The 12,591-nt window shown below is 62.9% G+C and carries 15 protein-coding genes and 1 pseudogene; 7 read left to right on the forward strand and 9 right to left on the reverse strand.

Translation table 11 applies throughout. The annotated features are described in order from the left end of the window. Window positions 1-9: 9 nt before the first annotated feature. From ACWTU7_RS16855 to hrcA, 5 genes are all read right to left on the reverse strand, one after another. A complete protein-coding gene (locus tag ACWTU7_RS16855) occupies window positions 10-636 on the reverse strand; it encodes a glutathione S-transferase family protein (RefSeq protein WP_095517657.1) in 627 nt (208 codons plus the stop codon). A 209-nt stretch (window positions 637-845) separates the two neighbouring features. Next, window positions 846-1,826 (reverse strand): cysteine synthase A, encoded by a 981-nt coding sequence (gene cysK, locus ACWTU7_RS16860; RefSeq protein WP_095517658.1) that lies wholly within the window; start codon window positions 1,824-1,826, stop codon window positions 846-848. A gap of 173 nt (window positions 1,827-1,999) precedes the next feature. Beyond that, complete coding sequence (locus ACWTU7_RS16865; RefSeq protein WP_455839254.1) at window positions 2,000-2,617, reverse strand: LysE family translocator; 618 nt, start codon at window positions 2,615-2,617, stop codon at window positions 2,000-2,002. Window positions 2,618-2,833: 216 nt separating this feature from the next. Beyond that, the gene (locus tag ACWTU7_RS16870) at window positions 2,834-3,031 is read right to left on the reverse strand and encodes a hypothetical protein (RefSeq protein ID WP_029347942.1); all 198 of its coding nucleotides are present in this window, start codon (window positions 3,029-3,031) and stop codon (window positions 2,834-2,836) included. Window positions 3,032-3,111: 80 nt separating this feature from the next. Next, window positions 3,112-4,242, reverse strand: coding sequence for a heat-inducible transcriptional repressor HrcA (gene hrcA / locus ACWTU7_RS16875; protein WP_455839253.1), 1,131 nt, complete (start codon window positions 4,240-4,242; stop codon window positions 3,112-3,114). A gap of 134 nt (window positions 4,243-4,376) precedes the next feature. Here hrcA and rph point away from each other — a divergent pair, with 134 nt between their 5' ends. The 4 genes from rph to hemW are packed head-to-tail and all read left to right on the forward strand — an operon-like array spanning window position 4,377 to window position 7,333. Continuing rightward, the gene (gene rph / locus ACWTU7_RS16880; RefSeq protein WP_029347945.1) at window positions 4,377-5,093 is read left to right on the forward strand and encodes a ribonuclease PH; all 717 of its coding nucleotides are present in this window, start codon (window positions 4,377-4,379) and stop codon (window positions 5,091-5,093) included. A 7-nt stretch (window positions 5,094-5,100) separates the two neighbouring features. Next, a complete protein-coding gene (locus ACWTU7_RS16885; RefSeq protein WP_287337543.1) occupies window positions 5,101-5,511 on the forward strand; it encodes a VOC family protein in 411 nt (136 codons plus the stop codon). Then, window positions 5,511-6,173, forward strand: a complete 663-nt coding sequence (rdgB, locus tag ACWTU7_RS16890) for an RdgB/HAM1 family non-canonical purine NTP pyrophosphatase (RefSeq protein WP_455839252.1) — start codon at window positions 5,511-5,513, stop codon at window positions 6,171-6,173. Before ACWTU7_RS16885 ends, rdgB begins: the two co-directional genes overlap by 1 nt. After that, the gene (gene hemW, locus ACWTU7_RS16895; protein WP_455839251.1) at window positions 6,170-7,333 is read left to right on the forward strand and encodes a radical SAM family heme chaperone HemW; all 1,164 of its coding nucleotides are present in this window, start codon (window positions 6,170-6,172) and stop codon (window positions 7,331-7,333) included. Before rdgB ends, hemW begins: the two co-directional genes overlap by 4 nt. A gap of 52 nt (window positions 7,334-7,385) precedes the next feature. On the opposite strand, the gene ACWTU7_RS16900 is transcribed toward hemW, so the two are convergent. Then, window positions 7,386-8,291 carry an FHA domain-containing protein gene (locus ACWTU7_RS16900; protein ID WP_455839250.1) on the reverse strand — a complete coding sequence of 302 codons (906 nt, stop codon included), beginning with the start codon at window positions 8,289-8,291 and terminating at the stop codon, window positions 7,386-7,388. Between the two features lie 56 nt (window positions 8,292-8,347). Here ACWTU7_RS16900 and ACWTU7_RS16905 point away from each other — a divergent pair. Then, window positions 8,348-8,596, forward strand: a pseudogene (locus ACWTU7_RS16905) (low molecular weight protein tyrosine phosphatase family protein); the annotation flags it as partial. A 267-nt stretch (window positions 8,597-8,863) separates the two neighbouring features. On the opposite strand, the gene ACWTU7_RS16910 reads toward ACWTU7_RS16905, so the two are convergent. Continuing rightward, a complete protein-coding gene (locus tag ACWTU7_RS16910; protein ID WP_455839249.1) occupies window positions 8,864-9,061 on the reverse strand; it encodes a hypothetical protein in 198 nt (65 codons plus the stop codon). 171 nt (window positions 9,062-9,232) lie between these two features. Between ACWTU7_RS16910 and rsmI the strand changes: the two genes are divergently transcribed. Together rsmI and ACWTU7_RS16920 are read left to right on the forward strand one after the other, a co-directional pair. Then, on the forward strand, window positions 9,233-10,162 hold the full coding sequence (gene rsmI, locus ACWTU7_RS16915; RefSeq protein ID WP_455839248.1) for a 16S rRNA (cytidine(1402)-2'-O)-methyltransferase: 930 nt from the start codon (window positions 9,233-9,235) through the stop codon (window positions 10,160-10,162). After that, a complete protein-coding gene (locus ACWTU7_RS16920) occupies window positions 10,155-10,532 on the forward strand; it encodes a YraN family protein (protein ID WP_455839247.1) in 378 nt (125 codons plus the stop codon). Before rsmI ends, ACWTU7_RS16920 begins: the two co-directional genes overlap by 8 nt. A 104-nt stretch (window positions 10,533-10,636) precedes the next feature. Here the strand turns inward: ACWTU7_RS16920 and ACWTU7_RS16925 are convergent, their stop codons facing one another. Both ACWTU7_RS16925 and ACWTU7_RS16930 read right to left on the reverse strand, forming a co-directional pair. Then, the gene (locus ACWTU7_RS16925) at window positions 10,637-11,464 is read right to left on the reverse strand and encodes a class I SAM-dependent methyltransferase (RefSeq protein WP_135934021.1); all 828 of its coding nucleotides are present in this window, start codon (window positions 11,462-11,464) and stop codon (window positions 10,637-10,639) included. A 179-nt stretch (window positions 11,465-11,643) separates the two neighbouring features. Further along, the gene (locus ACWTU7_RS16930) at window positions 11,644-12,450 is read right to left on the reverse strand and encodes an undecaprenyl-diphosphate phosphatase (protein WP_455839246.1); all 807 of its coding nucleotides are present in this window, start codon (window positions 12,448-12,450) and stop codon (window positions 11,644-11,646) included. Window positions 12,451-12,591 lie beyond the last annotated feature (141 nt).

The following is a 12,591-nucleotide window of genomic DNA, read 5'->3' on the forward strand; positions in this document are numbered from 1 at the left end:
GCGATCGGTTCAGGCCGGCCACATGGCGTGGGAGGCGTTCAGCTTCCTCATCACCTGATGCTCCCGCAATTTGGCCCACAGGCGTTCGATGTTCGGCCAGGCGGTGCGGACTTTTCCGACCTCGGGATGCCAGGCCACCAGCATGACGAGATAGATGTCGGCCAGCGAGAGCTGGTCGCCGACCAGCCAGTCGCGGCCTTCGAGGGCAGCATCGAGAATGGCCAAGCCGCGATCCAATTCCGAGATCGCCGCCTGCTTGACCGCGTCCACGCCGCCGGGATCGGCTGTGTAGCGATGAGCATAGAAGAACCGCAGGTCAGCCTGATAGATGACCGACGACATGAACGTCATCCAGCGCAGGAAGTCGGCGCGGTCAGGCGAGTTCGCTGCCGGCGCCAAGTTCGCTTCCGGGTGACGCTCGGCAAGCAGGATGCAGATCGCCGCCGATTCGGTCATCGAACTTCCGTCCGGCAAGATCAGGACTGGCACCTGGTTCAAGGGGCTGATGTCGAGGAAGGCCTGGTCGGGCGGGTTCGACTTCGGAACATCGATCTGGTCGAAAGGCGCACCCGCCAGTATCAGCGCCGCCTCGACGACAACGCCGCCGGTATTGGCACGGGTATAGAGCTTGTACATGAAATCCTCCGCCAGCCGATGCAAGGCCGGCGACGATCTGAACCGGAAGCGCCGCTCCACTCAAGCGAGCAACGGCCGCCACAGGTGTTTTTTCAGCGGTCCAGCGCTGCCATCTGGGTCCTCGGCGCACGGCTGGAGCCTGTCGCTCCTTAGGTGGACTAGCGCAACTTTCGAGATTAGCTGAGGCCCACCTACCTTCGTCGAGGGACCTAAGCCCCCAGCCCTTCGAACAGGATCGTCGACAGATAGCGCTCGGCGAAGGACGGGACGACCACCACGAGGTTCTTGCCATTGTTCTCCGGCCGCGAGCCGACGACGATCGCCGCCTGCAGGGCAGCGCCCGACGAGATGCCGACCGGCACGCCTTCGAGGCGCGCGACGAGCCGCGCATTGGCGACCGAATCCTCGTTGGAGACCTTGACGATCTCGTCATAGATCGTCGTGTCGAGTATCTTCGGCGCGAAGCCGGCGCCGATGCCCTGGATCTTGTGCGGACCGGGCTGGCCGCCCGACAGCACCGGCGAGGCTTCCGGCTCGACGGCGACGACATGCACGGAGGGCTTGCGCTGCTTCAGCACCTGGCCGACGCCGGTGATGGTGCCACCGGTGCCGATGCCGGCCACGAAGATGTCGACCTCGCCATGGGTGTCGTTCCAGATTTCCTCGGCCGTGGTGCGGCGGTGGATCTCCGGGTTGGCCGGATTTTCGAACTGCTGCGGAATAATGGCGTCGGGCAGCGTCGCGGCCAGCTCGTCGGCCTTGGCGATGGCGCCCTTCATGCCTTTCGGCCCTTCGGTCAGCACCAGTTCGGCGCCGAGCAGCGCCAGCATCTTGCGGCGCTCGACCGACATGGTTTCCGGCATCGTCAGGATCAGTTTGTAGCCCTTGGCGGCAGCGGCAAAGGCGAGCGCGATGCCGGTGTTGCCCGAGGTCGGCTCGATCAGCGTCGTCCTGCCGGGTGCAATCCTGCCCGATGCCTCCAGCGCCTCGATCATCGAGACGCCGATGCGGTCCTTGACCGAGGCGATCGGGTTGAAGAATTCGAGCTTGGCCAGCAGATTGGCAACGACGCCCTTTTCATTGGCGAATTTGTCGAGCCGTACCAGCGGCGTGTCGCCGATCGTCTCGGTGATCGAATTGTAGATGCGGCCGCGGCCCGGCGCGTGCTCGGTGGTGGCGGGCTTGTTCATTGGTTTCGCTCCCAAGAGTTAGGCGGGCAAGAGTCAGATGGGCATAAGTCTCGATAAGGCAGGATAAAGCCTTCGGCCGCGCAAGATAGTCTGCCGTTTGAAAATATCCGACTGGAACGCATTCTGAAAACACCCTCGCCCGGGAAAAGCATTCAGGCGTGGCCAAAACTGGCCTATTGCCGGGCGGCGATCGCAGCCGCCGCCCCGACCATGAAGCCGGCGGCGGTGCGGTTCAGCGCCCTCAGCGCGCGCGGCGACTTCAGAAGCCCGCGCGCCTTGGCCGCCAGCGCCAGATAGGGCACCAGCACCACCAGCAACACGACGAGCGTCAGCGCGACGAGGATGCCGTAGTCGGCGAGCGTAATGGTCTTCAGATCGACGATGGTCGGCGTGATGGCGAGATAGAAGATCATCGTCTTCGGATTGCCGAGCGTGACGGCGAGGCCGGCAATAAAGCTCGACACCAGCCCGCCCCTGCCTTTCTTCGCCGCCACCGTTTCGGGCGCGATGCCGCTTGTCCAAAAGCGCCAGCCCAGGAAAGCGAGATAGGCGACGCCCAGCCATTTGATCGCCAGGAAGGCCATGCCGAAGGTCTGCGCGACGAGCGCGAGGCCGAGCACCACGGCGGTGAGGTAGGTGAGATCGCCGAGCATCAGCCCGAAGGACATGGCGAGCGCCGAGCGAAAGCCGGACCCAAGTGCACGCGCAATAAGCGCGGTGAGCCCCGGGCCGGGGATGGCAGCGGCGATGCCGAGGGCCGCGCTATAAGCGAGGAATCCGGTGAGGGTCATAGTTTCGGCCTTAGCGCATGAGCCCAAAAAACGGGATCGACCTTTTAGACTGAGCCTTTTAAGACTGGGGCCTTGTCGCACAAAGGTGGGCAGGCGTGTACTCCCTGAGGGACGGTTTCGATTGCACCAGCGCCGCCCGGCCAGGCGAACGCGCCGATCAAGACGGGCTTTGCCGTAAGTGACGCGCCGGCAAATCGACCGTATGGTTTTTCGGGCTCAGTTTCCGGCTGCGTAGAAATCGTCGTCGAGGCGCTTTTCCAGCGCGACGAGATCGGCCGGCAGCGGCAGGCCCATGGCGCGCATCTCCCTCAGCTTTTCGCGCAGTTGTTCCTGCACTTCATGCTGATCCTCGGGCTGGTTGATCATCTGCTCGAGCAATAGGCTGATCTGGGCTTTGAATGATTCCAGCGCCATTTTTTTCTCCTTGAGGTCCCCGAAAGCGTGTCGCGTTTGAAGGGATTCGTGCGACGCGCTTTGGTTTTGGGCGACATGTATTACCGCAGCATGCGCGAAATAAGCTGCGCGGTATAGTCGACCATCGGCACGATGCGTGCGTAGTTCAGCCGGGTCGGGCCGATGACGCCGAGCGCGCCGATGACGCGGGCGTCCTTGTCGCGATAGGGCGCCACGACCAGCGACGAGCCCGACAGCGAAAACAGCTTGTTTTCCGAGCCGATGAAGATGCGCACGCCGGAGCCTTCCTCGGCGAGGTCGAGAAGCTGGATCAGCCCGTTCTGCGTCTCCAGATCCTCGAACAAATGCCGCAGCAGCTCGATATCGGCCTGCGCGGTGACATTTTCCAGCAGGTTGGCGCGGCCGCGCACGATGAGACGCGCCGGCAGGCCGCTCTCGGCGCCCGCCCAGACCGCGAGGCCCTTCTCTACCAGATCCTGCGACAGCGTGTCGAGGGCGGCCTTGGTCTCTTCCTTGATGCGGGCGATCTCGATCCGCGCCTCGGCCAGCGTGCGGCCACGGATATGGGCATTGAGGAAGTTCGAGGCTTCATGCAATTGGAAGACGGTGATGCCGGCCGGCAGGTCGACGACGCGATTTTCGACGTCGCCGTTCTGCGACACCAGCACGGCCAGCGCCTTGGTCGGCTCGAGTTGGATGAATTCGATGTGCTTGAGCGCCACCTCGTTCTTGGCGGCAAGCACGAGGCCGGCGCCGCGCGACATGCCGGACAGCATCTGGCTGGCCTCGGTGAGCATGTGCTCCAGCGTCGCGCCAGAGCCGGAGGCGCGCACCTGCGCCTCGATGGTGCGGCGCTCCTCGTCGGAGAGATCGCCAAGCTCCATGAAAGCATCGACGAAGAAGCGCAGGCCGGCCTGGGTCGGCAGCCGGCCGGCCGAGATATGCGGCGCATAGATCAGGCCGAGATGCTCGAGATCACTCATCACGTTGCGGATGGTGGCGGGCGACAGCGAAGACGGCAGGATACGCGACAGGCTACGTGAGCCGACCGGCTCGCCGTCCTTCAGATAGGAATCGACAATGCGCCGAAAGATGTCGCGCGAGCGCATGTCGAGCGACTGGAGTGCGGGCGACTGGAGTGCGGGCGATTGAAGCGCAGGGGACTGGAGCACTGCCGCCGACTGGGAATTGGGATCGACTGCCTTGGTCATTTCGAGCCAAACACCTCCGGCCCAAAGATATAGACTTCGGCCACGCCGGCGCAACTGGTCCATTTTCCTTTGCGCCTCTCGTCGCGTGCGGCTACAAGCCGGCCACGATTCCGAAAAATAGGATAAATGCCTGAATGCGCCCTTCCAAACGCCAATTCGACGAAATGCGCGCCATCTCCTTCGAACGCGGCGTCTCCAAGCACGCGGAAGGTTCGTGCCTGGTGAAGTTCGGCGACACGCATGTGCTGTGCACGGCCAGCCTCGAGGAAAAGGTGCCGGGCTGGATGCGCAATTCCGGCAAGGGCTGGGTGACGGCGGAATACGGCATGCTGCCGCGCTCGACCGGCGAGCGCATGCGCCGCGAAGCTTCGGCTGGCAAGCAAGGCGGCCGCACGCTGGAAATCCAGCGGCTGATCGGCCGTTCGCTGCGCGCCGTGGTCGATCTGCAGGCGCTCGGCGAGCAGCAGATCACCGTCGACTGCGACGTGATTCAGGCCGATGGCGGCACGCGCACAGCCTCGATCACCGGCGGTTGGGTGGCGCTTTACGATTGCCTGCGCTGGATGGAAGCCCGGCAGATGGCCAGCGTCGCCAAGGTGCTGAAGGATCATGTCGCGGCTATCTCCTGCGGCATCCATGACGGCCAGCCGGTCATCGATCTCGACTATCTCGAGGATTCCTCGGCCGGCACCGACGCCAACTTCGTCATGACCGGCAAGGGCGGCATCGTCGAGATCCAGGGCACGGCCGAGGGCGAGCCTTTCTCGGAAGAGCAGTTCACGGCGCTAATGGAATTGGCCAAGAAAGGCATCCAGCGACTGGTCAGCCTGCAACAGATGGCTGTAGCTTAACCCTGTCATGACTCCTTCCGCCATCCTCGAATCAGCCCTCTACGTGACCGACCTCAATGCCGCGGAAGAATTCTATTCCGGCGTGCTTGGGCTCGATCTGCTGGGCAAGGTCGACGGCAGGCATCTTTTCTTCCGTTGCGGCGACGGCGTGCTGCTCGTCTTCAACGCCGAGGCGACCAAGGTGCCGCCGGCGCCCGATGCCAGGCTGAAAGTGCCGCCGCACGGCGCTGTCGGCGACGGCCATCTCTGCTTTGCAGCAAGCGCGGACGAGATCGTGCGCTGGAGAGCGCATCTGGAAGCGAAGAAGATTGCCATCGAAAGCGAGTTCGAATGGCCGCAAGGCGGCCGCTCGATCTATATTCGCGACCCTTCCGGCAATTCGATCGAATTCGCCGAGCCAAGAATCTGGGGCCTCTGATGCATTCGCTTGATGGGCACAGAATTGTCGTAGCCAGCCACAATGCCGGCAAACTGCGCGAGTTCGCCGATCTGATGGCGCCATTCGGCATAGAAGCGAAGTCGGCCAAGGTATACGGCCTGCCGGAGCCGGACGAGACCGGCACCACCTTCGAGGAGAACGCCTATCTCAAGGCTTTTGCCGCCGCCAAGGCGACAGGCCTGCCGGCATTGTCGGACGATTCCGGCCTGTGTGTCGATGCGCTAGGCGGAGCGCCCGGCGTCTATACTGCCAATTGGGCCGAGGCGCCGGACGGGTCCCGCGATTTCGGCATGGCGATGCAGCGGGCGGAAGTGGCGTTGCAGGAAGTCGGCGCGGCCGCGCCTGCGCAGCGCAAGGGTCGCTTCGTCGCCGTCATCTGCCTGGCCTTTCCTGACGGCGCGGCCGAATATTTCCGAGGCGAGGTCGAGGGCACGCTGGTATGGCCGCCGCGCGGCGAACTCGGCTTCGGCTACGACCCGGTGTTCGTGCCGGACGGTTTCGAAAAGACCTTCGGCGAGATGACCGCAGAGGAAAAACATGGCTGGAAGCCCGGCCAGCCGACGGCATTGTCGCACCGCGCCCGCGCCTTTCAGAAATTCGCGCACGCCAGACTGGATTTGGCACGATCGGGCGTGAAATGACCATGCTGCTCGACCGCAGCCCCGGCTTCGGCGTCTACATCCACTGGCCGTTCTGCGCGGCCAAATGCCCCTATTGCGACTTCAACAGCCATGTCCGGCACCAGCCGGTCGACCAGGAGCGTTTTGCGCGCGCCTTCGAGACCGAGCTTGCGACGATGCGCCACCGCACCGGACCGCGCGAGGTGACCAGCATTTTCCTCGGTGGCGGCACGCCATCGCTGATGAAGCCGGAAACCGTGGCGACGGTGCTGGACGCGGTGGCGAAGAACTGGACGGTGCCCGCCGGCATCGAGGTGACGCTGGAAGCCAACCCCTCCTCGGTCGAGTCCGAGCGCTTTCGCGGCTACCGGGCGGCAGGCGTCAACCGCGTGTCGCTCGGCGTGCAGGCGCTGAACGACAAGGATCTGCGCTTCCTCGGCCGCTTGCACAATGTCCATGAAGCGCTGCATGCGATCGGCCTGGCGCGTGAGATTTTTCCGCGGCTGTCCTTCGACATGATCTACGCACGGCCCGGCCAGACACCTGAGGCGTGGCAGGCGGAGCTCGAACAGGCTATCGGCCACGCCGCCGACCATCTGTCGCTCTACCAGCTGACCATCGAGGAAGGCACGCCGTTCCACGCGCTGCATGCGGCCAAGAAATTCGCTATTCCCGACAATGACCATGCCGCCGATCTCTATGCGCTGACGCAGGAGATCACCGCCGCATATGGGCTGCCGGCCTACGAGATTTCCAACCACGCCAGATCAGGTGCCGAAAGCCGGCACAATCTCACCTATTGGCGCTATGGCGAATATGTCGGCGTCGGTCCCGGTGCGCATGGCCGCTTCGTCGAGAATGGCCGCCGCGTGGTGACGATCGCCGAAAGAATGCCGGAAACCTGGGCCAATCTGGTCGAGGCCAAGGGCCATGGCGTCACCGGCGGCGAGACCCTGACGCGCTCGGAAGAGGCCGACGAGTTCCTCTTGATGGGGCTGAGGCTGGCCGAGGGCATCGATCTCTCGCGCTACGAAGCGTTTTCCGGGCGCGGCCTGTCGACGGCGCGGCTGTCGATGCTGCAGGGCGAGGGGCTGGTGGCGCCGATCGGCAATGCCCGCCTGCGCGCCACGCCGGCCGGCATGATCGTGCTCGACGCGGTGGTGGCGGATCTGGCGCGGTAAGGCATAGTTTTGGGCGTATGAGCTGCGTTCGAAAATCCTACTGCTGGCGCGCCTATTTTAGGCTGAATACCTCGATCATCTCGGCGCGCCCTTTGACCTCGTGATAGCCGCAGGACTTGAAATATTGTCTACCTTCAGGCCAGTGCTCGACGAATTGGGCGCTGACCAACAGCGGCTTGTCCAGTTTTCGCGTCAATCCCTCAATACGAAAGGCCAAATTCACGGCATCGCCCAGCGCGGTGTTGATGCCTTTGCCCATAGCGCCGATAGCAACTTCACCCACATGAAGGCCAATGCGGCAGTCGAGCACGATGTCTTGTTGTTCCCTGACCAGTACTCGGGTTGGCGACGTAGCCGCGTCTTCCGCAGCGCGGAGCGCCTGGGCAGCCTGAACCGCAGAGACACAGACATCCGCTGCGGTCCCGTGCCAATAAGCAAATACACAATCACCGATGAATTTGTCGATCGAGGCACCGTAGTGCTTCAAAATCACATTGCAGTCCATATACCACTCGGCCAAGAGGGCCGCCACCTGTTCCGGGGATAGCCTTGCGCTAATTCCGGTAAACTCCTTCAAATCAGCAACGAACAGGGTGGCCGCCCGGCTCGTAGGGGCTGCCGGCTTGCCCCATTGAGTTTTTGTGTTCGCCACTTGCCAATCTAGATCGGGGGCAGTCGTGCCCTGGTCGAAAAGAAAAATCGATCTGCCGAACTGGACGCGATCGCCGGTGTGCAGCATACGCGCGGTTGTGAGCGCCACGTCATTCACATAACTGCCATTGGCACTGCCGACATCAACAACCCAGTAGTTCGCGCCGTCGCGCCGGATCGTTGCATGCTGGCGCGAAACTTCCCCGTCTGCCAAGCTTATGGTGGCATGTTCGCCACGACCAATCAGGTTGAAATCTCCCAGCTTATAGGCCTCTCTGTTGCTCAGTGCGGTTAAGGTTGCCGACATAATCCTCTCCCGTACGCTCAAGCGCCCACGCAGGTACAATCTTAACACGGAGCGTTAGGGATATCGAAGTCGCATCGGCCGGCACCAACTACGATGCCGACACCCCGTTGACGCACGACCTCGTCTCTTGGGCCGACATCATCTTCGTGATGGAAAAGGCGCACCGCGCCAAGCTGCAGAAGAAATTCAAGGCCAGCCTGAAGAAGGCTCGCGTGATCTGCCTCGACATTCCGGACGACTATGAGTTCATGGACCCAGGTCTGGTGCGTCTGCTGGAAGCGCGCGTCGCGAAGTATCTGGGTTGAATAATGTGGCCGAGCGTTTCCCCCCACGCTTTAGAGAAAAGTGTCTCGGCCAATCGCGAAGGTTGCGGTAGTCAGGCGTCATGCTTGTGGCGGCGCTTGGCGTGGTCTTTCTCGGCGTCCGCCTCACCGGAGCGAGCCGGCTTGGCGTCGCCCTTGTCGCGGCGGGCGCGGTGTTGATCGCTCATCGGGTGTGGGGGCGCTCCATTGCGGGAGCTTTTCGTTTCAAGGCGGGTGATGAAAATGTCAAAGCGATTGGGCATCGTCTGGTCAGTGCTCCATCGTGCTGCCGGTGCCGGTCGAGGGCTCGATTTCCAGCTTGGTTGCCTTTGACGGACGGCGCTTTCGCGGCTTTTTAGCCAAGCCGGCGCCGACTTTGGCAGGCAGGCTCTTGTCCTTTCGCGCGGCAAAGCGCTTGCGCCCTTCATAGTAAGGTTCGAAAACGTCCTGTATCTTGAGGCTGTCCATCCTGCTCCTCCCGAGATCAGGCATTAATCCGCCGGGCACGGTTTCGTTCCGTACTGTGGCAAAGGCATGACCGCCGCTTCACTTCGGCATGGGTTTTGCAACCGGGCGTGAGCCGTGCCAAACAGGGCCGAATGCATTTAAGGTCAGAGGATGCTCTGACGGGGGACACCGGTGATCGGCGAGTTGGCAAGACGCAGCTACGTGATCGGCCAGACCGAGATACCGGCCCGGCCGCTCGAGCCGGCGCTCTACCTGGTTGCGACGCCGATCGGCAATCTCGCCGACATCACATTACGCGCACTTGAAACGCTCGCCGCCGCCGACATCGTCGCCTGCGAGGACACGCGGGTCAGCCGCGTGCTGCTCGACCGCTACGGGATTCGCCGCCGCACCACAGCCTATCACGAGCACAATGCCGGCGAGGCCGGCCCAAAACTGATCGCAGCCTTGCTGGCCGGGCAGAGCGTGGCGCTGATCTCGGACGCCGGCACGCCGCTGATCTCCGATCCCGGTTATCGGCTGGTCGGCGAAGCGCTCGACCAGGGCATTCGCGTCGTGCCGATCCCCGGCCCCTCAGCGGCCCTAGCGGCACTGACGGCGTCCGGCCTGCCTTCCGATGCCTTTCTGTTTGCCGGCTTCCTGCCAGTAAAGACCGGGCAGCGGCTGGCGCGGCTGGAAGCGCTCAAAATGGTGCCGGCGACGCTGATCTTCTTCGAATCGCCGCGTCGGCTGGCCGAGACGCTCAGTGCCATGGTCGAGGCGCTGGGCGGCGCCCGCAAGGCCGCGATCGGCCGCGAGCTGACCAAGACCTTCGAGGAGATGCGGACCGGCACCTTAGAGTCGCTCGCCGATCACTATGAGGCGGCCGACACGCCGAAGGGTGAGATCGTCATCTGCGTCGGCCCGTCGGAAGCAACGGCCGACGAACCAGCCGACATCGACCGGCTGCTGCTTTCGCTTGCCGCCGAGATGCCGGCCTCCAAGGCGGCTGCGGAAGCCGCCAAGATGACCGGCGGCCAGAAGCAGGCGCTTTATCGGCGGCTGCTCGAACTCAAGGATACTGGAAAGAACCTGGACACCGGGAAAGACGGCGATGGCTGAACGCCCGGTCGCCAGCCGCCAACGGGCCTATCGGCGCGGCCACCACAGCGAGTGGCTGGCGGCTGCGGCATTGATGGTGAAGGGCTACCGGATCCTGGCGCGCCGCCACCGCACGCGGTTCGGCGAGATCGACCTGATCGCGCGCCGCGGCGACCTGGTGCTGATCGTCGAGGTGAAGGCGCGCCGCACACTGATGGAAGCCATGGAGGCTGTTCGCTACGAATCGGAGCGTCGCATCGAAAGCGCCGCCGATCTCTGGCTGTCGCGACAGTCCGACTATGGACGATTGTCGGTGCGTTTCGACATGGTCGCGGTGCTGCCGTGGCGCTGGCCGGTGCATGTCGAGAATGTTTTCTACGGGCGAAACTAGACCATGCCCTGCCGCAAATGGCCGAGATAGGTGGATGTTATCACCGTCTCGTCCATCGGGAACGAGCAAGCAAGTGCCAATAGCCGACGCTGCAGCAGTCTACGTCAGAGTTTGCTTGCGATCGCGATATGCGCCTCCTGTGGGAACGAGAAGCGCCCATCGACCATCATGCTCGGATCAAGGCGCAACCGAGTGGCGGAGGCAACCGCCTCTATCACGCTGTCGCGCTCGGACGCCTGGTAATCGGCCAAGAGGCCAGCCATGGGTGTAGCGATCAGCTGAAAACGTACATAGTCGAGAACAGATGGAAAGCTAATCGTTTTCGTGACGGTGTAGAGTTCGACGTCATCCAGCCCCTCTTTCCTTAACAGATCGCCGACCTCATTCGCGTCAGCAAAAATATGCTCGGCACGTTTGATCTTCGACGCGTCCGGTCCTAGCCGCTCATCGAGAGCACTTGCAAACGCCTCTGCGCCGGGTGTGCGTTCGATGGCGCTATAGACGCTGAGCGCAACCCTGCCCGAAGATACCAGCACCCGCTTCATCTCGCGGACAGCGCAGGCTCGATCCGGGAAGAACTGGAGACCGAGTTGGCAAAGAACGAGGTCGATCGCGCCGTCATTAACCGGGAGTGCGAGGGCACTGCCTTGCAGCCATTCAATTGGCACACCTGTGTGCGGCACGGACCGCGCGACGGTGAGCATACCCTCATTCAAATCAAGCCCGATGACACGTCCCGTCGTGACCCGTTCGGCAGCCAGGCGCGTCACCACGCCAGTTCCGCAAGCAACGTCGAGTACGGCTTCTCCGCGCTTTGGCTGCACGCGATCGATAAGATCGGCTGCCCATATCGAAGTGATCGCCGGTACCAGGTAGCGCTGGTAAAGCTCGGGCGCGCTGCCATCGAGTTGCCAATGCTCGTGCCCTGACATTGCGCACCTGCAAGATATCGCCTGTTAGCAACGGTACCATGCCACACCACCGATGTCTGCTCAGATGCGACGTTCCCTCCGGAATTGTGGTGGGGTGAACGTCCAGGAAGGGTTGAGCTCGGTCGTTCAGAGTGATTGGTCCGACCCTAGGGCGACCGTTCCAAATTAACTGTGCCGCCTTACCCGCAGACGAACAGCGCCGCCAGCCCGACGGTGCCGATGACCAGCCGCCACCAGCCGAACAGCGAATAGCCGTGGCGCGAGACGTAGTTGAGCAGGAAGCGCACGACGATAAGCGCCGCGACGAAGGCGGCGATGAAACCGGCGGCGATGACCGGCAGATCTGCGCTGGTCAGCACGTTGCGGTTCTTGAAGAGGTCAAAGGCGAAGGCGCCGACCATCGTCGGCATGGCGAGGAAGAAGGAGAATTCTGCAGCCGCGCGTTTGTCGACGCCCAGAAGCAGCGCGCCGACGATCGTCGAGCCGGAGCGCGACGTGCCGGGGATCAGCGAAAGGCACTGGAACAGTCCGATCTGCAGATAGAGCCTGAGCGGAAACCGCTCGACGTCATGGTAGAGCGGCTTCGGCTTGAAGCGATCCACCCACAGCAGGACCACGCCGCCGATGATCAGCATGATGCAGATCAGCCTCGGCGATTCAAACAGCACCGTCTTGATGAAGCCATGCGCCAGCGCGCCGATGACGGCGGCCGGCAGGAAGGCGACGAGGATGCCGAGGACGAAATGCCGCGTCACCCGATCACGCGGCAGATCGACCAGCATCTGCCACAGACGATGGAAATAGACGCTGAGGATAGCCAGTATGGCGCCGAGCTGGATCAGGATCTCGAAGGCCTTGCCGGTTGAATGGAAGCCGAGAAAATGGCCAGCAAGCAGGATATGGCCAGTCGACGAGACCGGAATGAACTCGGTCATGCCCTCGATCATGCCGAGCAGCAACGCTTCGACGATGGTCTGGCTTTCCATGGAAACCTCGGCGTTCGAGTGAGGGCTTTGAAGAACGGCTTGCTTGTCATGGCGCGGAACTCCTCCTATAGGTCGCAGCACCCTGACGGCCACCTGAATTCGGGGCGGCCAAGACTTACCGGCGCAGCCGGCGATTTGCCA

This window comes from Mesorhizobium sp. BHscii, from assembly GCF_053848065.1.

Excerpts from the sequence above, each read along its gene's own strand:
- cysK (WP_095517658.1), bottom strand. The coding sequence starts at position 1,826 with ATGAACAAGCCCGCCACCACCGAGCACGCGCCGGGCCGCGGCCGCATC.
- ACWTU7_RS16920 (WP_455839247.1), top strand. The coding sequence starts at position 10,155 with ATGGCTGAACGCCCGGTCGCCAGCCGCCAACGGGCCTATCGGCGCGGC.
- hrcA (WP_455839253.1), bottom strand. The coding sequence starts at position 4,242 with ATGACCAAGGCAGTCGATCCCAATTCCCAGTCGGCGGCAGTGCTCCAG.
- rph (WP_029347945.1), top strand. The coding sequence starts at position 4,377 with ATGCGCCCTTCCAAACGCCAATTCGACGAAATGCGCGCCATCTCCTTC.
- hemW (WP_455839251.1), top strand. The coding sequence starts at position 6,170 with ATGACCATGCTGCTCGACCGCAGCCCCGGCTTCGGCGTCTACATCCAC.
- ACWTU7_RS16900 (WP_455839250.1), bottom strand. The coding sequence starts at position 8,291 with ATGTCGGCAACCTTAACCGCACTGAGCAACAGAGAGGCCTATAAGCTG.
- ACWTU7_RS16910 (WP_455839249.1), bottom strand. The coding sequence starts at position 9,061 with ATGGACAGCCTCAAGATACAGGACGTTTTCGAACCTTACTATGAAGGG.
- ACWTU7_RS16885 (WP_287337543.1), top strand. The coding sequence starts at position 5,101 with ATGACTCCTTCCGCCATCCTCGAATCAGCCCTCTACGTGACCGACCTC.
- ACWTU7_RS16865 (WP_455839254.1), bottom strand. The coding sequence starts at position 2,617 with ATGACCCTCACCGGATTCCTCGCTTATAGCGCGGCCCTCGGCATCGCC.
- ACWTU7_RS16925 (WP_135934021.1), bottom strand. The coding sequence starts at position 11,464 with ATGTCAGGGCACGAGCATTGGCAACTCGATGGCAGCGCGCCCGAGCTT.
- ACWTU7_RS16870 (WP_029347942.1), bottom strand. The coding sequence starts at position 3,031 with ATGGCGCTGGAATCATTCAAAGCCCAGATCAGCCTATTGCTCGAGCAG.
- ACWTU7_RS16930 (WP_455839246.1), bottom strand. The coding sequence starts at position 12,450 with ATGGAAAGCCAGACCATCGTCGAAGCGTTGCTGCTCGGCATGATCGAG.
- ACWTU7_RS16855 (WP_095517657.1), bottom strand. The coding sequence starts at position 636 with ATGTACAAGCTCTATACCCGTGCCAATACCGGCGGCGTTGTCGTCGAG.
- rdgB (WP_455839252.1), top strand. The coding sequence starts at position 5,511 with ATGCATTCGCTTGATGGGCACAGAATTGTCGTAGCCAGCCACAATGCC.